This is a genomic window from Novilysobacter selenitireducens (genome assembly GCF_020026895.1).
GTDB classification, from domain to species: Bacteria; Pseudomonadota; Gammaproteobacteria; order Xanthomonadales; family Xanthomonadaceae; genus Lysobacter_C; species Lysobacter_C selenitireducens.
Genome location: NZ_JAINZW010000002.1, coordinates 225,319 through 245,191, shown reverse-complemented (window position 1 = coordinate 245,191; position 19,873 = coordinate 225,319). Strand labels below are relative to the sequence as shown.

Annotated in this window: 20 protein-coding genes; 9 read left to right on the top strand and 11 right to left on the bottom strand. The window is 68.8% G+C overall.

The genetic code is table 11. From position 1 onward, the window contains the following. Nucleotides 1-275: 275 nt before the first annotated feature. Nucleotides 276-755 carry an RcnB family protein gene (locus K6753_RS04925; RefSeq protein WP_223675067.1) on the bottom strand — a complete coding sequence of 160 codons (480 nt, stop codon included), beginning with the start codon at nt 753-755 and terminating at the stop codon, nt 276-278. Nucleotides 756-984: 229 nt separating this feature from the next. On the opposite strand from K6753_RS04925, the gene K6753_RS04920 reads away from it, so the two are divergent. Next, entirely contained in the window at nt 985-1,842 is an 858-nt protein-coding gene (locus K6753_RS04920; RefSeq protein WP_223675066.1) for a PA4780 family RIO1-like protein kinase, read from the top strand. Nucleotides 1,843-1,874: 32 nt separating this feature from the next. Here the strand turns inward: K6753_RS04920 and K6753_RS04915 are convergent, their stop codons facing one another. Together K6753_RS04915 and K6753_RS04910 are read right to left on the bottom strand one after the other, a co-directional pair. Continuing rightward, nucleotides 1,875-2,519: a dihydrofolate reductase family protein gene (locus K6753_RS04915; RefSeq protein ID WP_223675065.1), complete on the bottom strand. Its 645-nt coding sequence runs from the start codon at nt 2,517-2,519 to the stop codon at nt 1,875-1,877. 94 nt (nt 2,520-2,613) lie between these two features. Beyond that, nucleotides 2,614-3,573 carry an AraC family transcriptional regulator gene (locus K6753_RS04910; RefSeq protein WP_223675064.1) on the bottom strand — a complete coding sequence of 320 codons (960 nt, stop codon included), beginning with the start codon at nt 3,571-3,573 and terminating at the stop codon, nt 2,614-2,616. 128 nt (nt 3,574-3,701) lie between these two features. Here K6753_RS04910 and K6753_RS04905 point away from each other — a divergent pair, with 128 nt between their 5' ends. The 4 genes from K6753_RS04905 to K6753_RS04890 all read left to right on the top strand — a co-directional run bounded on the left by K6753_RS04905 (nt 3,702) and on the right by K6753_RS04890 (nt 7,532). Beyond that, nucleotides 3,702-5,051 carry a tetratricopeptide repeat protein gene (locus K6753_RS04905; RefSeq protein ID WP_223675063.1) on the top strand — a complete coding sequence of 450 codons (1,350 nt, stop codon included), beginning with the start codon at nt 3,702-3,704 and terminating at the stop codon, nt 5,049-5,051. A gap of 55 nt (nt 5,052-5,106) precedes the next feature. Then, nucleotides 5,107-5,325 (top strand): hypothetical protein, encoded by a 219-nt coding sequence (locus K6753_RS04900; RefSeq protein ID WP_223675062.1) that lies wholly within the window; start codon nt 5,107-5,109, stop codon nt 5,323-5,325. A 135-nt stretch (nt 5,326-5,460) separates the two neighbouring features. Continuing rightward, entirely contained in the window at nt 5,461-6,054 is a 594-nt protein-coding gene (gene trmY, locus K6753_RS04895) for a tRNA (pseudouridine(54)-N(1))-methyltransferase TrmY (protein ID WP_223675061.1), read from the top strand. A 173-nt stretch (nt 6,055-6,227) separates the two neighbouring features. Next, a complete protein-coding gene (locus tag K6753_RS04890) occupies nt 6,228-7,532 on the top strand; it encodes a BamA/TamA family outer membrane protein (RefSeq protein ID WP_223675060.1) in 1,305 nt (434 codons plus the stop codon). Nucleotides 7,533-7,630: 98 nt separating this feature from the next. On the opposite strand, the gene K6753_RS04885 is transcribed toward K6753_RS04890, so the two are convergent. The 4 genes from K6753_RS04885 to K6753_RS04870 form a co-directional block, all read right to left on the bottom strand. Then, complete coding sequence (locus tag K6753_RS04885) at nt 7,631-8,539, bottom strand: acyltransferase (protein WP_223675059.1); 909 nt, start codon at nt 8,537-8,539, stop codon at nt 7,631-7,633. Between the two features lie 153 nt (nt 8,540-8,692). Next, a complete protein-coding gene (locus K6753_RS04880) occupies nt 8,693-9,199 on the bottom strand; it encodes a carboxymuconolactone decarboxylase family protein (protein WP_223675058.1) in 507 nt (168 codons plus the stop codon). A gap of 38 nt (nt 9,200-9,237) precedes the next feature. After that, complete coding sequence (sigJ, locus tag K6753_RS04875) at nt 9,238-10,137, bottom strand: RNA polymerase sigma factor SigJ (RefSeq protein WP_223675057.1); 900 nt, start codon at nt 10,135-10,137, stop codon at nt 9,238-9,240. Between the two features lie 66 nt (nt 10,138-10,203). Beyond that, nucleotides 10,204-10,530, bottom strand: coding sequence for an NIPSNAP family protein (locus K6753_RS04870; protein ID WP_223675056.1), 327 nt, complete (start codon nt 10,528-10,530; stop codon nt 10,204-10,206). A 230-nt stretch (nt 10,531-10,760) separates the two neighbouring features. On the opposite strand from K6753_RS04870, the gene K6753_RS04865 reads away from it, so the two are divergent. Together K6753_RS04865 and K6753_RS04860 are read left to right on the top strand one after the other, a co-directional pair. Continuing rightward, on the top strand, nt 10,761-11,384 hold the full coding sequence (locus K6753_RS04865) for a DUF4136 domain-containing protein (RefSeq protein ID WP_223675055.1): 624 nt from the start codon (nt 10,761-10,763) through the stop codon (nt 11,382-11,384). Between the two features lie 103 nt (nt 11,385-11,487). Further along, nucleotides 11,488-12,054 carry a DUF4136 domain-containing protein gene (locus K6753_RS04860; protein WP_223675054.1) on the top strand — a complete coding sequence of 189 codons (567 nt, stop codon included), beginning with the start codon at nt 11,488-11,490 and terminating at the stop codon, nt 12,052-12,054. A gap of 162 nt (nt 12,055-12,216) precedes the next feature. Here the strand turns inward: K6753_RS04860 and aqpZ are convergent, their stop codons facing one another. From aqpZ to K6753_RS04845, 3 genes are all read right to left on the bottom strand, one after another. Next, nucleotides 12,217-12,969, bottom strand: a complete 753-nt coding sequence (gene aqpZ, locus K6753_RS04855) for an aquaporin Z (protein WP_319936654.1) — start codon at nt 12,967-12,969, stop codon at nt 12,217-12,219. Nucleotides 12,970-13,162: 193 nt separating this feature from the next. Next, nucleotides 13,163-13,513, bottom strand: a complete 351-nt coding sequence (locus K6753_RS04850) for a hypothetical protein (RefSeq protein ID WP_223675052.1) — start codon at nt 13,511-13,513, stop codon at nt 13,163-13,165. A gap of 175 nt (nt 13,514-13,688) precedes the next feature. After that, nucleotides 13,689-14,981, bottom strand: coding sequence for an MFS transporter (locus K6753_RS04845; protein ID WP_223675051.1), 1,293 nt, complete (start codon nt 14,979-14,981; stop codon nt 13,689-13,691). A gap of 358 nt (nt 14,982-15,339) precedes the next feature. On the opposite strand from K6753_RS04845, the gene K6753_RS04840 reads away from it, so the two are divergent. Both K6753_RS04840 and K6753_RS04835 read left to right on the top strand, forming a co-directional pair. Then, entirely contained in the window at nt 15,340-16,017 is a 678-nt protein-coding gene (locus tag K6753_RS04840; protein WP_223675050.1) for a TIGR00153 family protein, read from the top strand. Nucleotides 16,018-16,027: 10 nt separating this feature from the next. Further along, complete coding sequence (locus K6753_RS04835) at nt 16,028-17,275, top strand: inorganic phosphate transporter (protein ID WP_223675049.1); 1,248 nt, start codon at nt 16,028-16,030, stop codon at nt 17,273-17,275. Nucleotides 17,276-17,339: 64 nt separating this feature from the next. Here K6753_RS04835 and K6753_RS04830 read toward each other — a convergent pair whose 3' ends face one another. Beyond that, entirely contained in the window at nt 17,340-19,838 is a 2,499-nt protein-coding gene (locus K6753_RS04830; RefSeq protein WP_223675048.1) for a DUF305 domain-containing protein, read from the bottom strand. Between the last annotated feature and the right edge of the window lie 35 nt (nt 19,839-19,873).

The window sequence follows — 19,873 nt, the reverse complement described above, 5'->3', positions numbered from 1 at the left end:
CATGCCGACTGCGACCCGCAGTCCAGCGCAATCGCGCCGAGGAGAAGCACATGAGCAAGGGTATGGACCAGAAGAAGGAACAGAAGAAGAAACCGGCCAAGTCCATGAAGGAAAAGAAGGCCGAGAAGCGGGACAAGAAGGCGGCCAAACCGTTCATGCCGACGTAGGTCGCTCAACAGTCCGCGATGTTCAAAGAAAAAGGCCCGGAGAGATCCGGGCCTTTTCTGTTGGGGCGTGTTTCCGTTGGAACTTGTAGCCGGGCGATAGTTGCGCCCTCAGTCGCCGAGGATCCCGGAGATCAGGCCGGTGGCCAGCTGCACCAGGTAGTACGTATCGTCCTGGGCGTCCGGACGGACCCACATGTGGCCGTTCGGGGGCGGGGCCAAGTCGTAGGCGCGGTAATCGCGCACGTAGTAGCGGTCATACAGGTAGTCGCGCGGGATGTGCTGGCCACGCGCCCAGCGGCGTTGGGCCTTCTCGCGTTCCCGCAGGGCCTCGCGGCGGTCCTTGGCGTATTCGCGCTCGGCCTCGGCCCGGTCCTTCCAGTATTCCCGCTGGGCTTCACGGCGGTCCTTCTCGTATTCGCGGCGGTCCTTTTCGTACTCGCGCTGGGCTTCGCGCCGGTCCTTCAACGCCTCGCGCTGCCACTCGCGGTAGTCCTTGCGGTCGTCCCGGTCGCGATCGCGGCCATCGGCGACCGCCGCCCCGGACAGCGTCATCATCGTCAGCGCACTGGCAATCAGCAGGTGCTTCATCGGGTACTCCCGGTGTGGATCAGGCCACCGACCGTACGGGCCGCGGTCTGAATCCATCGACAAGCACGCCCGCCCTGCCCCGGCACGGTTAACGGCCCGCTCGGGTATGTGAACCGTCCCCGATGGGAGGAGCGTTGCCAGCGGCAATCCACGCACCGACGGCGCTTTTCCGCCACACTGCGCGCCCGATGCGTGCCCCTCCGGCCGCGTGCCCCATCCCACGGACCCTGTGAAGACTCCTGCAAGCCTGCTGACGCTGATCGACGAAGGCGTCATCGATGAAGTCGTACGCCCGCTCAAGAGCGGCAAGGAAGCGGCCGTGTACGTGGTGCGTGCTGGCAACGACGTGCGCTGCGCGAAGGTCTACAAGGACATGGCGCAGCGCAGTTTCCAGAAGCGCGTGCAATACCAGGAAGGGCGCAAGTCGCGCGGCAGCCGCGAAGCGCGCGCCGTCGCCACCGGCAGCCGCTACGGCCGCCGGCAGAAGGAAGCGGAATGGAAGAACGCCGAGGTCGACGCGCTGTACCAGCTGCGCGACGCCGGCGTGCGCGTGCCCGAGCCGCACGGCTTCTTCCACGGCGTGCTGGTGATGGAGCTGGTGACCGACGCCGAAGGCTTCACCGCGCCGCGCCTGGGCGAAGTCGAACTGGATGAAGCGCAGGCGCGGGAGTTCCACGCCGTGCTGGTGCGGCAGGTGGTGCGGATGCTGTGCTGCGGCCTGATCCACGGCGACCTGTCGGCCTACAACGTGCTGGTCGGTCCCGACGGCCCGGTCGTCATCGATTTCCCGCAGGTGGTGAGCGCGGCCGGCAACAACGCCGCGCGCACCATGCTGCTGCGCGACGTCAACAACCTCACCGCCAGCCTCGGACGCTGGGCGCCCGACCTGCTCGACACCTGGTTTGGCGAGGAGATGTGGGCGCTGTTCGAGGCCGGTGAGCTGCAGCCCGACACTGTGCTGACCGGGCACTTCACCTTCGACGAGCGCAGCGTCGACCTGGACGGCGTCCGCGATGCGATCAACGACGCGCGCGAGCTGGCGCTGATCCGGCAGCAGGGGCGCGAGGAAGCCCAGTACGAGAACTGATGGTCGCGACCGCGACTCAACCCGACCCGGCTTCAGTCCTGGTCGTAGACCACCGTCTCCTCGCCCACCTCCACCGAGCCGTATTTCAGCGTGCCGACGCGGTCGTACACGTGCAGCACGGCGCCGGTGGACGTCTGCAGCGACTCGACCAGACGGAACCCCAGCGGGATGGTGCCCGCGCCGAACAGCCGCTTGCCGGTGCCCAGCACGACCGGGAACGTCCACAGCCGCAACGTGTCGACCAGGTCATGCCGCAGCAGCGTCTGCAGCAGGTCGCCGCTGCCGTGCACCTGCAGTTCCCCGCCCTCCCCTGCCTTGAGCCGCACCACCTCGGCCGCGATGTCCGCACCGAGCAACGTCGAGTTCTCCCAGTCCAGGCTCGACAGGGTGCGCGAGGCCACGTACTTGGGTCGCGTGTTGAGTGCGACGGCGGTTGCGTCCGCCGGATCGGTCGATCTTGGCCAGGACGCGGCGAACATCTCGTAGGTCTTCCGCCCCAGCACGAAGCCACCGGCACGGGTGGTCCAGTCGGTCATGACCTCGACGAGGCGATCGTCGAAGTACGGCACCAGCCAGCCGCCATGGGCGAAACCACCCTCGCGGTCCTCGTCGGGCGCGCCCGGTGCCTGCATCACGCCGTCCAGTGTCAGGAAGGTGCCTGCAACCAGCTTTCTCATCCACTCACTCCCGTGGTTTCCGTTGATGTCGCCTATGGCGACGAATGAGCGCCGCGGGGATCGACACGCCGTGCCGATGCTTGATCGAACCAAGTCACGCGGCCGGCTGGCTGCGCCGGTACGCACCCGGCGTGATGCCCATCTCGCGGGTGTAGGCACGGGTGAAGGTCGATTCGGACTCGTAGCCTACGTCCGCGGCGATCTGCCCGATGGACGCACGCGATTCGCGCAGTCGTTGCGCGGCCACCAGCATCCGCCAGCGCGTCAGGTAGGTCATCGGCGGCACGCCCAGCGTACGCGCGAAACGTTCGGCGAATGCCGAGCGCGACATCAGTGCCTCGTCCGCGAGCTGTTCCGTGGTCCACGGATGCGCCACCCGCCCGTGCAGCGCCGACAGCGCGCGTGCCAGAGGCGGGTCGCGCAGTGCCGACAGCCAATCGGTGCCTTCGGGCGGAAGGTGCTCGATGTACTCGCGCACCGCCTCGACGAAAAGTAGCTCCGACAGGCGCGCAAGCACGTCCTGCGCGCCGGGCTGGTGCGCCACATGCGTGCGCGCGGCGAACCGGAACGAGCTCTCGACCCACTCCGCGCACGGCCGCTCGCGCACGTTGGCGACCAGCAGGTCCGGCAGCGCATCCAGCAGCGGGTGCGACTTCACCGAGGTGCCGAGGTACCCGCAGACGAACCGGCTGATGACGTCGTCGCCGTTGCCGGTGTCCAGCTGGGCCACGTCCTCGTGGCTGGCCTCGCGGAGGATCGACTCGACGTGCATCGGCGGCAGCGTGAGGTCGCTGCCGAAGCGGTGCACGTCGTTGCGCACCACCACGATCAGGTCACCCGCGCGGCAGGCACGCGGCGGCGCGTCGCCGATGCTGATCTCGACATGGCCGTCGAGCACGTAGTGGAACGCCACCAGGCTGGCGCTGGGCGTGTCGGGCGTGCAGTCCTCGCGGGTGACCTGCGAATACACGCACCAGGGCGTGCGGAAGGTGGCGTCGAGGAAGACCCCGCCGGTGAAGCGCAGCACCCTCAGCAGGTCAGACAGGGCATCCATGGCGGTCCACCGGCCATTGGCGGCGGTACGGCACAGCGATCCGGCGGCGCGGCCATTCCGCGGCTCCCGCGGCAGCGCGAGAGTGTGTCCCAAGCCGGAGGGTCCGGCACTCCACGGGAGCACGAGCCATGACCATGCGCGATTATGCGAACCACGCCGTGACGGGCGCAACCGCCGACAGCCTGGCTGCGTTCGAACAGGCCAGCCACGAGCTGCGCTGCTACATCGACGACCCGGTAGCCACGGTGGACCGGGCGCTGGCGGCCAGCCCGGCCATGACGATGGCCCATGTAATGAAGGCCTGGCTGCACCTGCTCGGCACCGAGCCCGCCGCCCTGCCCGTCGCACGCGACTGCCTGCGCACCGCCGCCCGTCTGCCATCCAACGACCGTGAACGCGGCCACCTGCGGGCCATCGAGCTGCTGCTGGACGGCCATTGGCGCGCGGCGGCGCGGGTGCTGGAGGACGTCAGCGCCGACCATCCTCGCGATGCGCTCGCGCTGCAGGCCGGCCACCTGCTGGACTTCTTCACCGGCGACGCACGCATGCTGCGCGACCGCATCGCCCGCGCCCTGCCGGCATGGAGCAGTGACCAGCCCGGCTACCACGCGATGCTCGGGATGCACGCCTTCGGCCTGGAAGAGTGCGGGCAGTACGCGCAGGCCGAGCACTTTGGCCGCTTGAGCGTGCAGCACGAACCGCGCGACGGCTGGGGCTGGCACGCCGTCACCCACGTGATGGAAATGCAGGGCCGCACCGATGAAGGCATCGCCTGGCTGCAGGCCGACACCGACGCCTGGTCGCGCGACAGCTTCTTCGCCGTGCACAACTGGTGGCACCTGGCGCTGTTCCGGCTTGAGCTGGGCCACGTCGATGAAGCGCTGCGCCTGTTCGACGCGCCGATCCACGGCGCGCGGTCCGGCGTGGTCATGGACCTGATCGACGCCACCGCGCTGCTGTGGCGCCTGCACCTGCGCGGTGTGGACGTGGGCGACCGCTGGGAAACCGTGGCCGACGGCTGGGCGCCGGTGGCGGGTGCCGGCAACTACGCCTTCAACGACTGGCACGCGATGATGGCTTTCGTCGGGAGCGGTCGCATTACTGCGCAACGCGCTGTGCTCGAGTCTATGCAGGTCGTGGCGGCCACGGGCACCGGCGACACCGCTGCGTTCGCCCGCGACGTCGGCCTGGATGCCGCGCTCGCGGTGCAGGCCTTCGGCGAGGCGCGCTATGCCGACGCGGTCGCCCTGCTGCACCCGCTCCGCGGCAATGCGCAGCGCTTCGGCGGCAGCCACGCCCAGCGCGACCTGCTCGACCTGACGCTGCTGGAGGCGGCGATCCGCGCCGGCCAACCCTCGCTGGCCACCGCCCTGGCATCGGCCCGTGCCGCGCAGCGGCCAAGGAGCCCGCTCAACCAGTTGTTCCTCATCCGCACCTCGGACGCCAAGCGCGATCCGTCTCGGTCATGCGTCGCGTGACCACGCCGGCCCGTGTCCTCTGCTGCACCCCTGCAATGATGATGGGAGCACCACCATGAAATCCCCCACGCAATCCCCCAACTGCCTGCGCTGCAACCTCGACGGCGCGATCGACGTCACCCCGGACCGGCTTCCGTACCTGGTCGGGTACGCCACCAACGCCGGCGCGCCGGGCATCAACGACAACGACTACGACCGGCCCGCGCGGCGCGAAATCCGCGGCCACTACAGCCTCGCGACGATGTCGCTGCCGCTGTTCCGCGTGCACGGCTGACCCCCCGCCGCTCCCGGACGCCGGACGTCCGGGAGCGGGCTGCAGGTCCGGCCATGCCACGCGCACGGCTGGATTTCAGGGACAATCCCGGCGCGGCCGCCGGGTGCCGCGCCGGACGGACCTGCGACGAGAAGCATGCGAACCTTTGTACTCAGGGCGCGCGCCGCGCCGACCGACAGCGCGAAGCTGCTGGCCGGCGTCGGCCAGGAGGCCCACACGGAGATCCTGGCGCACACGCTGATGAACGCCATCTTCGTGGCCCAGTCCCACCGCCCCGACGTGGTCGTCTACCTGGTACTTGAAAGCACGCAGGACTACTCGCGCACGATCCGCTTCGAAGCCAGCGCCATGCACGACATCGGCGGCTTGAACGAGCAGGCCTTGCTGGGCAAGGTCGCCAAGGCGCTGGATGCGTCGCGCGGGATGGGCAAGGAAGAGGAGCGGCCGGTGGAATCGGGCGTCACCGTGCGCACGATCAGCTTCGAACGGCTATTCCAGCAACTGGCGGAAGACCACCAGCTGTTCGTGATGGACCGGAAGGGCACGCCGATCCGCGAGCAGGCGTTCGACGGCAACCCCTGCTTCCTGCTGACCGACCACATCCCGATGCCGAAAAAGACCTTCGGCAGCCTCGACCGCCTCGGCGCCACCCGCATCACCCTGGGCCGGACGATGCTGTTCGCCTCGCAGTGTGTCGTGCTGATCCATCACGAGCTGGACCAGCGTTGACGCCCCGTAGCCGGATGAGCAGTGGGTGGGCCGCGAGAATGGGTCGGGCGCGCCCGCCGATCCGGGTGCGGTCGCCGGTGACTGCGCAGCCGTGCTGACCCGCGCTGGCGCCCGTTTCCGTTGGCCGTAGCGACGGGGCCACCCCGATCCCGTCCCTGCCATCCGAGGGATGCATGCCCCCGACCCGGCCACTCCTGCAGGCGGTGCTTGGCGCCATCGCGCTGTGGGCGTACCTGCCGGCCGCCTCGCAGGCGCCACCGACCCCGCCGTGGCCACGCATCGTCGGCATCGAACTCAGCGGCAACGAGAACACGCGCGACAAGGTGATCCTGCGTGAGCTCGACCTCGCGCCGGGAGAACCTGCCGACCCCGCCCGCATCGCGCGCGGCCGGCAGGCGGTAAGCGACCTGGGCCTGTTCCGGGAGGTCGACGTCACCCAGCGGCCGGTGGACGGTGGCGTGGTCCTGCAGGTTTCGCTTCGGGAGAAGTACCACCTGCTGGTGCTGCCCCGCGTGGATGCGAACTCCGACCGCGACGTGAGCTACGGCGCGCAGCTGCGGTGGTCGAACGTGTGGGGGCTCAACCACCGGCTCAACCTGTCCGTGGAAAGCGGCGACTACCCGGAGGAGCGCGACCGGCGCGAGGAGAAAAGCGTCGCCCTCGCCTACCGCGCGCCGTACCTGTTCGACAGCCCATACGAACTGCGCACCCGCCTGGAGCGGCGCGAACGGGTAACCCCGGTGATCGATCCGGTCAGCGACGAGGTGACCGATGACAGCTTCGAGGAAACCTTCGACCACGCCGAAGTCGGCGTGGCGCGTGACCTGCGCATCGGGCGGCCGCGAGCGGGCTGGATCGTGGGTGGCGGAGTCCTCTGGCAACGGCAGGACACCGCGGGCGTGTTCGCACCGCCGGCGGACGGACAGGCCGTGGCGCTGGTCGGCACCGCCGATTACGACGACTTGCGCTTCCACATCTATAACGAAACGGGGCGGCGCTTCTCGTCCCGAATCGAAGCCGCTTCGCGCGATCTGGGCTCGGACTACGACTACACGCGCGCCACCGTGGACTACGTCCAGTCGCGCGCAATCGGCACCACGCCCCACCAGACCATCGAGGCACTGGCCAGTGGTGGCGTACTGGTCGGCGGGCCCAGGAGCCGCAATGCGTTCTCGCTGGGCGGCTCGAGCCGGATGCGAGGCTACGACTCGGACTTCCTGGAGGGCGATCGGTACTACTACGGCTCGCTGCAGTACCTGCGACCGGTCAAGTGGAACTGGCTGCGGCTGATGGCCTTCGTCGAAGTCGGCGGAACCGACGACGACCGCGAGGGCCGGAGGAACGGGTCGCCGTACGCGAACGTCGGCCTCGGCGTTCGCGCGCGCCTGACGTGGTTCGTCAACATCGACATCGAGGCGGGTTGGGCCTATCCGCTACGCGGTGGCGACGGGGCCAACTTCTTCGCGTCCGGCAATTGACCGCGCGAACGAATACGGAGTGGGGTCGCAGGACGGGTTGGGCCGCAGGCGATACCCATCGTCCGGCGCCGAACATCCAAAGACGGGTGTCGCTGCGCTCAACCCATCGTACGGCGGCCGGAACTGGCCGGCGGCCCCAACAGGCGCTCCATGTCGGCGTCCTTCTCCAGCCACACCCCGTTGATCCATTGCTGGAAACGCGCGCGGAAGTCCGCGTCCGACTGGTAGTCGCCGCCCGCGAGTTCCACCGGGATGGCGCGCTGGCGGACCTGCACCCGCACCTCGGGCACGCGGTTGGCGATGAGGTCGACCAGCGACGGCCGCCCGCCGGGATAGGCGATGGTCACGTCCAGGATGGCGTGCAGCCCGTCGCCCATCGCATCCAGCACGAACGCCACGCCGCCCGCCCGGGGCTTGAGCAGGTGCCGGTGTGGCGACTCCTGTCTTTCGTGCTTGGCCGGTGTGAAGCGCGTGCCCTCGACGAAATTCATGATGGCCACGGGGATGGCCCGGAACTTCTCGCAGGCCCGGCGCGTGGCCTCGATGTCGCGGCCGGCCAGTTCCGGGCGCCGCTGGATCTGCTCGCGCGTGTGCCGGGCCATGAATGGAAAATCCAGCGCCCACCACGCCACGCCCAGCAGCGGCACCCAGATCAGCTGCTGCTTGAGGAAGAAACGCATCAGCGGGATGCGCCGGTTGAACACCCGCTGCAGGACCACGATGTCCACCCAGCTCTGGTGGTTGGCCAGCACCAGGTAGTGGCCGTCCGGCTCCAGTACGGCGTCCTCCTCCACGTGGACCCGGGTGCGCGAGAACCGGTCCAGCATCCAGCCGTTCACCCCGATCCAGCTTTCCGCGATGCCGGTAAGCCATCGGCTGCTGGCCGCGCGCAGCCGCTCGATCGGCAGCAACGCCTTGACCACAGCCACGACCAGCAACGGCACCACGTGCAGCACCGTGTTGGCGGCGAGCAGCAGGGCAATCAGGAACACGCGCAGTGCGGACATGGGGTTCGGCGATGGGGCGGGCCGCGCATTGTCCGGCATTCCGGGTGAGGGTCTCGCCGACCTGGGCCAAGCCCGCCCGCAGCGGCAACGCGGAGCCAGCCCCCACCTCCGGGTGGCGGCCCCGCGGGCGTCATCGACGCTGCTTTGCAGGCCTCAGGCGGGCTGGGCGTCGGACGCCGGCATCGCGCGACGCGGCGTTGCCGCATGCGCGGCGGGCCGGTAATGGCCGCCAATGGACCGTGCGGCAATGTTGATCCGGTTGAAGCCGTTGATCGCGACCACCAGCATCGTCAGGTCGACCAGCTCGGCCTCGTCGAACAGTTGGCGCGCCTTCTCATACAGCGCATCGGACACGGCCTCGCGCGAGGCCAGTTCGGTCAGCTCTTCGGCCCACGCAAGGGCGATCTGCTCGCGCTCGCTGTACACCTTCGTCTCGCGCCAGGCCGGCAGCATGTACAGGCGCTGTTCGGTCTCGCCGGCGGCGCGGGCATCCTTGCTGTGCATGTCCAGGCAGTACGCGCAGCCGTTGATCTGCGACACGCGCATCAGCACCAGTTCGATCAGCGCAGGCTCCAGCCGCCCGGCGGTGTGGATGCCTGCGTTCAGTGCGATCAAGGGCTGCAGGGCGGCGTAGTGGCGTTGCACGGAAAAACGGGTCATCGAAACACTCCTTGCATCAGCGGCCGCGTTTGGCCGTTTCAATGCAAGGACGCGGTGCCTGCCGGTTTCGTGACAGCCAGCAGTCGCGCGAGCTTGTCCGGGTGGCGCAACGCGTGGATGGCGGTGATGCGATCGACGTCGGACTCGATCCAGATCGCGGCCAGCAACGTGTCGCCATCGCGCATGAACAGCGCCGGTGCGCCGTTGAGCGTGGCCGGCTCGTAGCGCACGCCGGGGCCGGTGAAGTTGCGGCCCAGTTGCAGGTAGAGCCGCGCGATCCGGTCGGCGCCGTGCAGCGGCCGAAGCGTGGCGCGCGCGACACCGCCGCCATCGCTGATATGCAGCGCGTCCTCGGCAAACAGTTCGCGCAAGGTGTCGAGCGTCGGTGCTTCCATCGCCGCGACGAACCGCTGCAGCAACCGGCGCTGTGCGGCCTGGTCCACATCGAAGCGCGGACGCCCCTCCCGCAGGCGCACCTTGGCGCGATGCACGCGCTGGCGGCATGCGTCCTCGGTGATGTCGAGGATCGCCGCGGCCTCGGCGTGGCTGTAGTCGAACACCTCTCGCAGCAGGAACGCCGCGCGCTCGTCCGGGCTCAGCCGTTCCAGCAGCAGCAGGAACGACAACGTCAGCGTTTCCCCGCGCTCGAGCGTGGCCTCGGGCTGTTCGGCCTCCGGCACCAGCGGCTCGGGCAGCCACGGGCCGACGTAGGCCTCCCGCTCGGTCCGCGCACGGCGCAGGCGGTCCAGCGCCAGCCGCGTGGTAACCGTGACCAGCCACGCCTCCGGGTCGTCCAGCGCGTCCAGGTCCTGTGCGTGCAGCCGCAGCCACGCGTCATGCAGCACGTCCTCGGCGTCGGCGGGCGTACCGAGCATGCGGTAGGCCAACCCGAACAGGCGCGGCCGATGGTGCTCGAACAGGTCGATGACAGAGTCCATGGAGGAACGATTTCCGGTCAACACAGGGCCAGGACGCATGGGCAGGCCGATCCGTGACAGCGCGCCTTAAACGCCGCCAACGGGCTGCTCGGGCAGCAGGGGCCGCATGAAGGTGCGTTCGTACCGCAGCACGCATCCCGATTCGTCGCGGATCCGGTCCGCCTCGATGAATTCAGGGTCGCGCCCGAACAGCGCGCGGTACTGCTCGTAGCGCGCCAGGCTGTCGAAGCTGAAGAGGGCCAGCGCCAGGTCGCATGCGCCCTCGGCCGGCAGGAAGTAACCGTGGTGGTGCCCGCCGTGCTTGGCGACCAGTCGCATCCACGCCTGCGCAAAGCGCTCGAAGGTACCGGTCTGGGCGGGGTCGATCGTGTAGTGCACGACGCAGGTGATCATCTGAGGGCTCCTGTTCGAAGGCGACAGGGACGCGGTCGCGTACGCCCTACTTTAGGACGCGGCGATCGGGCGCGCCCCAGGACGCCCGGATGGACCTCCACTTGGCGGCCTCCAATCGACCCTGACTCCGTTGGCTGACAGGCGGCTCTGTCGCAATCGAGCGCGTATCAGGCAGGATGCGGGCGACCCACCCGCAGCCCCTTGCGCCTACATCACGGAAGGACGACACCATGAGATCGACCGGCCTTGTACTCGCCTGCTGCATTGCATTGCTCGCCGCTGCACCAGCCACGACGGCGCAAACGCGCGCTCCGGCCGCGCACGTGACCGTCTCCAAGCCCGCCACGTCCCTGCCCGGCTCCACGTACGCCTGGGTGCCGATGCCGTCCACCCTGCCCGCGGAATCCGACCCGCGTGTCCAGGATCCGGCCTTGCGCGCGCGCCTGCAGGCATCGCTCGACACGGTGCTGCAGGCCAAGGGCTACCGCCGCATCGACAACATCCGCGAGGCGGACATTGCCGTGGCCTATCGCGTTGGCATGCGTGACCTGCAGGAGGCCATCGTGCGCGACACCGGTTTGGCGACCGCCCCCGAAAGCGCGGTTGAATGCACCGGCGAGGGCTGTTCGCAGATCGTGACCCGGGGCGCCAACGGCGCACCGACGATCAAGGTGGACGCTACCGACCTCATCGAGGGTGGACTGATGATCGAGGTGATCCAGCCATCAGATTACCGCGTGCTGTGGCGCGCGCTCTACCGGGGTTCCGTGCGAGCGAAGGACGCCGGCACGGTCGACCTGGACGAGGTCGCCACGCGCACGTTGAAGCAACTGCCGCGCGCGAAGACGGAGTAAGCCGCCACGGGTGGCCGCAAGACCGGGCTTCACGACGACGAAACCTGCCCGGGAGGACCCTACCCACGGGTGTCGGCAACCGTCTCCAACGGAGGAGGCCACCATGATCCGCATCCTCGTCACCTTCATCCTGGCGCTGGGGCTGCTCGCATGCAGCACGATCAGTGTCTACACGGACTACAACCCGGCCGCGCAGTTCTCCACGTACCGGACCTACAGCTGGGACGAGAAGCCGGAGGGGATTTCGCCCCTGATGACGCAGCGCATCGTCGATGCCGTCGACGCGCAACTGCGTGCCAAGGGCTGGACGCAAGTGGCCGCGGACGGCGATGTCGCCGTCGCTGCGCATGTCGACAGCCACCGCGAATACGAGATGGACGCCTTCTACGGCGGGCCCTACTGGGGAGGCTGGGGCTGGAGCGGCTGGAGCGGCTGGGGTGGATGGGGCGGTTGGGACGGCTGGGGCGGGTATGGCAGCACCCGCGTGCGCAGCTACACGGTCGGCACCCTGGCGGTCGACATGTTCGATACCCGGACCCGCCAGGCCATCTGGCGGGGTATCGCCGAAGGCACGGTCAAGCGGGATCCGGCGGCGGCCACCGCCGACATCCAGACCGCGGTGACCCGGATGTTCGCGGCCTTCCCGCCCGGAAGTGCGCCCGCACCGTAGTCGCCTGCTTGGCCCGTGGTTCGGCCGCGTCGACCGGCGGCTCGACTAGCGCCGTGTTGAATTGGATCGCGCTTTAATTCGTGCGCAGCGGCGTGCCTGTCAGCGAGCTGTGCACCGTCAGCTCATGCGCTGATCCAGCCGTCCACTCAGGGCGAAGCCCCGTTAGGCCGCTTCGCGCGGATTGCCGACGATGTCCGGTCGGTCCCTGCCCAGCCATCCGTAGGTCACGCCGCCCAGCAGCCCGCCTACGATCGGTGCCAACCAGAACAGCCACAGCTGGGAGATCGCCTGCGGCCCGGCGAACAGCGCGACGGCCGTGGAACGCGCCGGATTGACCGAAGTATTGGTGACCGGAATGCTGATCAGGTGGATCAGCGTCAGCGCAAGACCGATCGCAAGCGGGGCGAACCCCACGGGCGCACGGTGATGGGTCGCGCCCATGATCACGACCAGGAACATCGCGGTCAGTACGACCTCGCACAGGAACGCCGCCGCGACGCCATACCCCCCGGGCGACATTGCGCCGTAGCCGTTGCTGGCGAAGGTGCCGGGGGCGGCGGGATCGATGGCGAAGCCCGGCTGCCCGCCCGCGATCTGCAGCAGGACGAAAGCGGCAAGCGCGCCGCCCACCACCTGCGCCACCACGTAAGGCGCCAAGTCCCGGATCGGGAACCGGCCGCCGGCCCACAAGCCGAAACTCACCGCGGGGTTGAAGTGCCCACCGGAGATGTGGCCGAGCGCGTACGCCCCCGTGAGCACGGTCAGGCCGAACGCCAGGGACACGCCCAGCAGCCCGATACCCAGCGGATTGCCTTCACCGCCGAAGTTGGCCGCCAGCACGGCGCTACCGCAACCGCCCAGCACCAGCCAGAACGTCCCCAACAACTCGGCAGCCAGTCGCTTGATCATGTGGATCTCCTTGGGTGTGGGCGGGTCCAACCAAGCGGACAACGGCCGTTCCGGCCGAAGCGGGCCACCCCACAACCGACCGGCTATCCCCATGCCACATCAACAGGCCGGCCAGAGGCCACCCGGAGGCTTGAGCGGGATGGTCCGTGCGCGCCGGCATCATGCGATGGCATGTTCCTCCGCCTGACCCGGACGCGGTTCACCCGTCGTCCGTTTCGTCTTCCTCGTTGTTCATCAGCTGCCGCCGAGTCCACAGCTTGAACTTGTGCTGCCGGCTGGCGCTGTCGACGATCAGTTCGACCGCGCCATCCACAAGGTGCACGAACACGCCCGGTACATCGCCCGACAGTGCGCGCAGCTGCCTGACCAGCTCGCGGTCCGGATGCGGGTCGACGTAGGACACGGCGACCAGGCGGATGGCATGGACGCGGGTGGCGTACGCCGCGTCGTATTCGTCCGCGCCCAGCACTCCGACATCAAGGCGCGCGATGGCCGCGGCGTGCTCCAGGATGGACTCGGCGACTTCGGTGTAGATCCCTGTCTCGCTCATTGATGCGTACGTCAGTGGCAGGCAGCGGGCAGGATACGGAACCGGCGCCGTGTGGGCTTTGCGGAATGGATGTGCTCCGCCGGCTGCCGTAGCCCGGGTAAGGCCATCGGCCGCACCCGGGATGTGATCTCGACACAGCCGGGCCGCAATCCCGGGTGTGCTTCTCTTGCCCCGGCTACTTCACACGCTCGCCCGAAGCCAGGCGGACACCGGCCACGTCCGCTGGCACGGGTCGGATCCTCAACCGCAGTCGTCCTTCGTGGCGGGCCACGCGCAGGTCGCGATGGCGCACGAGGTAATGCACCGCCACCGCGGCCGCGGCGATCCCCGACAGCGCAGCCACGCCCAGCGCCCAACGCGCGCCGAAGCGGTCCACCACCCAGCCCACCAGCGGCGCGCCCAGCGGGGTGCCGCCCATCACCACGGCAATCCGCAGCGCCAGCACGCGCCCGCGCATCGCGCGCTCGGTGGTCAGCTGCATCATCGAGTTGCTGGCGGTCATGAAGGTCAGCGCCGCCAGTCCGACAAAGAACAGCACCACCGCGAACGACACCGGGCCCGGCATCAATGCCGCCACCGCCACGCTCAGCCCGAATGCCGCGGCCGACACCGCCATCAGCACCATGCCGGGCTCCGGCCGGCGCGCCGACAGCAGCGCCCCGGCCAAGGTGCCGACCGCCATCGCCGAGGTCAGCAGGCCGTACTGGCTGGCATCGCCCTGGAACACGGTGACCGACATGGTGGAAATGAAGATGGCGAAGTTGAAGCCGAACGTCCCGATCAGCGCCAGCATCACCATCACCGCCATCAGGTCGGGACGGCGGGCGACGTAGCCGAACCCCGCCAGCACGCTTCCGCGGGTGTGTTCGGGTGCGGCTTCGGCGTGCAGTTCGTGCACCCGCAGCAACGCCAGCGACACCAGCACCGCCGCGTACGAGGCCGCGTTGACCATGAACAGCCAGCCCTCGCCCACCGCGGCGATCAGCAAGCCCGCCACCGCGGGGCCGACCATGCGCGCGGCATTGAACGAAGCCGAGTTGAGCGCGACCGCGTTGGCGAGGTCGGCGTCGCTGACGAGGTCCGATACGAACGTCTGCCGCACCGGCGCGTCGAATGCGGTCACGCAACCCAGCAGCAGCGCGAACCCGTATACGTGCCACAGCTGCACCGCGCCGCTGAGCACGAGCAGGCCGAGGCCCAGTGCCAACAATCCTGAGATGGCCTGGGTAGCCATCAGCAACTTGCGGCGGTCCCAGTGGTCGGCGGCGTAGCCGGTCAGCGGCAACAGCAGCAGCGGTGGCCCGAATTGCAGTGCCATCACCGTGCCCACCGCGGTGGCGCTGTGGTCGGTCAGCACCGTCAGCACCAGCCAGTCCTGGCCGATGCGCTGCATCCACGTGCCCACGTTGGACACCAGCGCGCCGGCGGCCCACAGCCGGTAGTTGAAGCTGCGAAGCGAGGCGAACATGCCGCTCAAGCCATGGCTCCCTGGCGAGGGCGCGCCCCAGTCGGGGCACTGGGCTTCGTCCAGCGGCGCTGAAGGCCGCACTCACCATATCCCTGTGCTGACATGGGTCGGGTCCGGGCGGAAGGGCGCACGATAGGCGGTCGGACGTGAACGACAGGGCCAGAATGCCTCGATAGCAAGGCCTGGCGGGCGGTCGCGGGCAATCGCATGCCCCGTCCCATCCCCGGGTCTGTTGCCGGCGAGCAGACTTGCGACCGGGTCCTCGGCACCACGCCGGTCAACCCCGAGGCGTTTTTCATCGATAATTTCAGTTCGATGACAGTCGGCGCGCCGCCGGCACCACCCCAAGGACCCCTTCATGGCCAACAGCTTCATCGCCAATCTTTTCGGCCGTTCACCGGTGCGCCCGTTGCAGAAGCACATCCAGGAGGCCGCCGCCTGCGCACGCGAGCTCGTGCCCTTCATCGAGGCCGTGCTGCGCAGCGACTGGGACGCCGCGTCCGCGGCACGCGGCCGGATCGTCGCCAGGGAGCAGTCCGCCGACGACCTGAAGAAGGATGTGCGGCTCAACCTGCCGGACAACCTCTGGATGCCGGTTGCGCGCGCAGACCTGCTGGACCTGCTGATGATCCAGGACCGCGTGGCCAATACCGCCAAGGACGTCTCGGGCATCGTCATCGGCCGGCGCATGGCATTCCCGCCGGAGGTCGGCGACGTGTTGATGAAGCTGGTGCGCCGCTGCGTGGACGCGGTGGACCAGGCCGAGCGCAGCGTGCACGAGCTGGACGAACTGTTCGAAACCGGCTTCCGCGGCGCCGAGGTCGAACTGGTCGAGGAAATGATCAGCCAGCTCGACGCAATCGAGGACGACACCGACCAGCTCCAGGCCGAGGTGCGCGCCGCGCTGTTCGTGCGCGAGAAGGACCTGCCGCCGGTGGACGTGGTGTTCATGTACCAGGCCATCGAGTGGATCGGCGAGGTCGGTGATTACGCCCAACGCGTGGGCAGCCGCCTGCAGCGCCTGCTGGCCCGCTGAGGAGCGACCCATGGACCAGATGACCCTCTACATCGCACTGGCCGCGGTCTTCGGCCTCTACATGGCCTGGGCGATCGGCGCCAACGACGTCGCCAACGCGATGGCCACCTCCACCGGCGCGAAAGCGATCAGCTTCAAGCAGGCGGTGGTCATCGCCGCGGTGTTCGAGTTCGCCGGCGCAGTGCTGGCCGGCGGCAGCGTCACCTCCACCATCCGCAGCGGCATCGTCGATGCCAGCCTGCTCGCGGGCACGCCGGAACTGATGATCTACGGCATGCTGGGTTCGCTGCTGGCCGCAGCGGTCTGGCTCAACCTCGCCTCGAAGATGGGCTGGCCGGTGTCCACCACCCATTCCATCATCGGCGCCATCGTCGGTTTTGCCGCCGTCGGCATCGGCATGGACGCGGTGCAATGGGGCAAGGTCGGACAGATCGTGATGAGCTGGGTGGTCTCGCCGCTGGTCTCGGGCGTCATCGCCTTCATCATTTTCCGCACCGTGCAGGTGCTGATCCTGGACCGTACCGACCCCATCGAACGGGCCCGCAGGTACGTTCCGGTGTACATGCTGGTCGCCGCCTTCATGGTGGTGATGATGACGCTGACCAAAGGCCTGAAGCACGTGGGCCTGGACCTGACGACCCCGCAGAACCTCGTCATCGCCACGGTCGTCTCGATCATCGTTGCCGTGGCCGGCAAGCTGATCATCGACCGCATCCAGGTCGATCCCGACGCCGACCGCAAGTTCCGCTTCGCCACGGTCGAGCGCATCTTCGGCGTGCTGATGGTGATCACCGCCTGCTCGATGGCATTCGCGCACGGCTCCAATGACGTCGCCAACGCAGTGGGGCCGGTGTCGGCGGTGATCTCGGTTGCCACGACGGGCCTGGTGGAGGGCAAGTCGGCAATCTCGCCGTGGGTCCTGCTGCTGGGCGGCGGCGGCATCGTGCTGGGCCTGGCCACCTACGGCCGCAAGGTGATGCAGACCGTCGGCACGCAGATCACCGCGCTGACCCCGAGCCGCGGCTTCGCCGCGGAAATGTCGGCGGCCAGCACCATCGTGCTGGCTTCCAGCACCGGCCTGCCGATCTCGACCACGCACACCCTCGTCGGCGCCGTCCTGGGCGTGGGTATGGCGCGCGGCATCTCGGCGATCAACCTCACCGTGATCCGCAACATCTTCCTGTCGTGGCTGATCACCGTCCCCGCCGGTGCGGTGCTCTCGGTGATCTTCTTCTTCATCCTCCGCGCGGTGCTCTGACACCGCCGGCACCGGACCGTAACGACCGGGCGCGCGCGCCGCGCGCCCGGTTGCACCTCCACCCCTAGCGCAGGCGTGCAGCGACGCCCTTCATCGCCGCCACCAGCGCGGCCCGGCGCTCGCTGTCCTTCCCGCTGCCGTCGGCGGCCTCGGACAGCCGGCCGGCCAGCGCCAGGATGCGGCGAGCCAGTTCGGCCCGGCTGGCTTCGACGGGGGGCGCATCCAGCGCAGTCGTGGCAGCATCCAGCGCCTCGCGCAACTCCGACTCCAAGGCGGCATCGAGCGTGCCGTCGCGTGCCAACTGGTCGACGTAGGCCGCGGCCACCACCGGCGTATGCGGCCACGTGACCGGGAACTGCTGCTGCGGGTTGAACACTGCGCCGTCGTCGGCCTGCGCCGCCGCGGCGATCTCGTTGTCCGTCAGGTGGTCACTGGGCGCCAACGCCAGCACGTCCAGCCCGCGGGTGATTTCCGAGCCGTAGATGCGGCCGTCGTAGTAGTAGACCGACCAGAACCCGCCGGTGACCAGCTCTTCGCTGCTGACCGGGCCGCGGTCGAAGTACGCGATCTCCACCGGGTTGGCCGAGTCGGTGAAGTCGATCACCGACAGCCCGCCCTGGTACCAGGCCTGCACGAACACGTCGCGCCCCGGCACCGGCACGACCGACCCGTTGTGCGCGACGCAGTTCTCGGTCACCGACTGCGGCGCCGGGATCTTGAAGTAGCTGCGGAACACCAGCTTGCCGTCGACGATGTCGTAGATGGCGTTGGCGCCGAAGTTGCGCGGGTCCGATGCGCGGCAGCGCGGACGACCGCCGCCGCCCCACTCGTCGGTGAACAGCACCTTGGTGCCGTCGTTGTTGAACGTGGCCGAATGCCAGTAGGCGAAGCCCGGGTCGGTGACCGCGTCGATGCGCGTGGGCTTCATCGGGTCGCTGATGTCGAACAGGATGCCGTTGCCCGAGCATGCCCCGGCGGCGATGTTGGCCTCCGGGAACACCGTGATGTCGTGGCAGTGGTCGGTCTCGTTGGTTTCCTGCGTCATCTCGCCGTGGTCGCCGCCGCGCCACAGGCCGGCCAGTGCGCCGGTCTCGTCGTCGGCGAACACCGCGGGGCTGTCCACGATGCGGGCCTTGGACGGGTCCGCGACCGGGATCTCGATCACGTCGATACGGAACAGCGCCGTGCGCTCGTCGCCGGGCAGTTCGTCGATGCAGCGGTCCAGCTCGTCCTGCTCGCGGACCGAGCTGGTGCCGGAGTTGTAGACGACGATTCGCTTGTCGTTGCTGGACACCACCGAGTGGGTGTGCGAGCCACGGCAGGTCTGCACCGCACCCACCTGGCGGGGCCGCGCCAGGTCGCTGATGTCGAACACGCGCAGCCCGCGGAAACGCTCGGCCGACACGTCTTCGATCACGCCCTGCAGGCCGCAATCCAGCCGTCCGCGGGTTTCCTCGACCGACATCAGCAGGAGGTCGCCGACGATGGACACGTCGCCCTGCCCGCCCGGGCACACCACCGAGCTGACCAGCGCGGGCACGCCGTCGTCGCCGAGGCGGTAGGCATTGAAGCCGTGGTAGTTGCCCACCACCAGCACGTCACCCGAGAACGCCATGTCGGTATTGGCAAAGCTCAGCAGCCCGCTGCGCGCCTTGCCCGTGGACTCGCCCTTGTAGCGTTTGAACGCCTGGCTGCGCTCCTGCTCCGCCAGCGCCTCCTCGTCCTTCTCGTCCTCGTCTTCGTCCTCCGGCTCCAGCGGCAGGCCGGCCGGGTTCTCGGGGTCGAAGAAGCCCGCCGGCTTGGGCAGCGATGCCACCGTGCGCAGGTTCGAGATCGCCTCCGCCGCGTCGCGGAAGCCCGCGCTCAAGCCGGTGCGTGCATCGCTGCTGACGGTGGCCAGCAGCGCGGTCATGCGCTCGATCTCCGCGGCCTGGTCGTTGCTGACGTCGGTGACGAACTCGTACAACGTGGGGTCGGACGCCGAGCCGCGCTGCTCCAGCAGCTCCTCGACCATCTTCAACGCGCCGGCGTGGTGGTTGATCATCAATTGCAGGAACTGCCGCTCGAAGGCGGTGCCCTCCAACCGCGCCAGCGCCGCCATGTCTTCCGGCGACACCATGCCGGCCATCTTGTGCGCGGCGTGCATGGCCGCATGCGCGGTGGGATCAGGCACGCGCTCGCCGCGCGCCTTGAGCCACCCCTGCATGAATTCGATCTCGTCGCGCTGCGAGGCCTCGATGCGCCCGGCCGCCTCCACCAGAGCCGGGGAATTTGTCCGGTCGCCGACCAGCGCCGACAGTTCAAGCGCCTGGTGGTGGTGCGGAACCATGTCCTGCATGAAGCGCACGTCCGCAGGCGAATACCTCGACGCGGCGATCTTTACCGCTTCGTCGGCCGACAGCTCGCGCGGCGCCTCGCCCGGCGCACCCGGATTGACGATGCTCACCTGAGCCATTGCCGGCGCGACTGGCGCGGCCAACAGGGCAACCAGCAGGCAGGAGGGAAGCACGCGCATGGCCGGGACAACCGGCGATGCAGTGGGCACGTTGCGCAGTCGGGGCATGTGGCGTTTCCTGTGGCCGGACATGGAGCGCGGCG

What these genes read in the sequence shown, in the direction of transcription:
- K6753_RS04905 (WP_223675063.1), top strand. Translation starts at nt 3,702, where the DNA reads ATGACCATGCGCGATTATGCGAACCACGCCGTGACGGGCGCAACCGCC.
- K6753_RS04840 (WP_223675050.1), top strand. Translation starts at nt 15,340, where the DNA reads ATGGCCAACAGCTTCATCGCCAATCTTTTCGGCCGTTCACCGGTGCGC.
- K6753_RS04865 (WP_223675055.1), top strand. Translation starts at nt 10,761, where the DNA reads ATGAGATCGACCGGCCTTGTACTCGCCTGCTGCATTGCATTGCTCGCC.
- K6753_RS04910 (WP_223675064.1), bottom strand. Translation starts at nt 3,573, where the DNA reads ATGGATGCCCTGTCTGACCTGCTGAGGGTGCTGCGCTTCACCGGCGGG.
- K6753_RS04830 (WP_223675048.1), bottom strand. Translation starts at nt 19,838, where the DNA reads ATGCCCCGACTGCGCAACGTGCCCACTGCATCGCCGGTTGTCCCGGCC.
- K6753_RS04915 (WP_223675065.1), bottom strand. Translation starts at nt 2,519, where the DNA reads ATGAGAAAGCTGGTTGCAGGCACCTTCCTGACACTGGACGGCGTGATG.
- sigJ (WP_223675057.1), bottom strand. Translation starts at nt 10,137, where the DNA reads ATGGACTCTGTCATCGACCTGTTCGAGCACCATCGGCCGCGCCTGTTC.
- K6753_RS04885 (WP_223675059.1), bottom strand. Translation starts at nt 8,539, where the DNA reads ATGTCCGCACTGCGCGTGTTCCTGATTGCCCTGCTGCTCGCCGCCAAC.
- K6753_RS04925 (WP_223675067.1), bottom strand. Translation starts at nt 755, where the DNA reads ATGAAGCACCTGCTGATTGCCAGTGCGCTGACGATGATGACGCTGTCC.
- K6753_RS04870 (WP_223675056.1), bottom strand. Translation starts at nt 10,530, where the DNA reads ATGATCACCTGCGTCGTGCACTACACGATCGACCCCGCCCAGACCGGT.
- trmY (WP_223675061.1), top strand. Translation starts at nt 5,461, where the DNA reads ATGCGAACCTTTGTACTCAGGGCGCGCGCCGCGCCGACCGACAGCGCG.
- K6753_RS04890 (WP_223675060.1), top strand. Translation starts at nt 6,228, where the DNA reads ATGCCCCCGACCCGGCCACTCCTGCAGGCGGTGCTTGGCGCCATCGCG.
- K6753_RS04845 (WP_223675051.1), bottom strand. Translation starts at nt 14,981, where the DNA reads ATGTTCGCCTCGCTTCGCAGCTTCAACTACCGGCTGTGGGCCGCCGGC.
- K6753_RS04835 (WP_223675049.1), top strand. Translation starts at nt 16,028, where the DNA reads ATGGACCAGATGACCCTCTACATCGCACTGGCCGCGGTCTTCGGCCTC.
- K6753_RS04860 (WP_223675054.1), top strand. Translation starts at nt 11,488, where the DNA reads ATGATCCGCATCCTCGTCACCTTCATCCTGGCGCTGGGGCTGCTCGCA.
- K6753_RS04880 (WP_223675058.1), bottom strand. Translation starts at nt 9,199, where the DNA reads ATGACCCGTTTTTCCGTGCAACGCCACTACGCCGCCCTGCAGCCCTTG.
- K6753_RS04900 (WP_223675062.1), top strand. Translation starts at nt 5,107, where the DNA reads ATGAAATCCCCCACGCAATCCCCCAACTGCCTGCGCTGCAACCTCGAC.
- K6753_RS04850 (WP_223675052.1), bottom strand. Translation starts at nt 13,513, where the DNA reads ATGAGCGAGACAGGGATCTACACCGAAGTCGCCGAGTCCATCCTGGAG.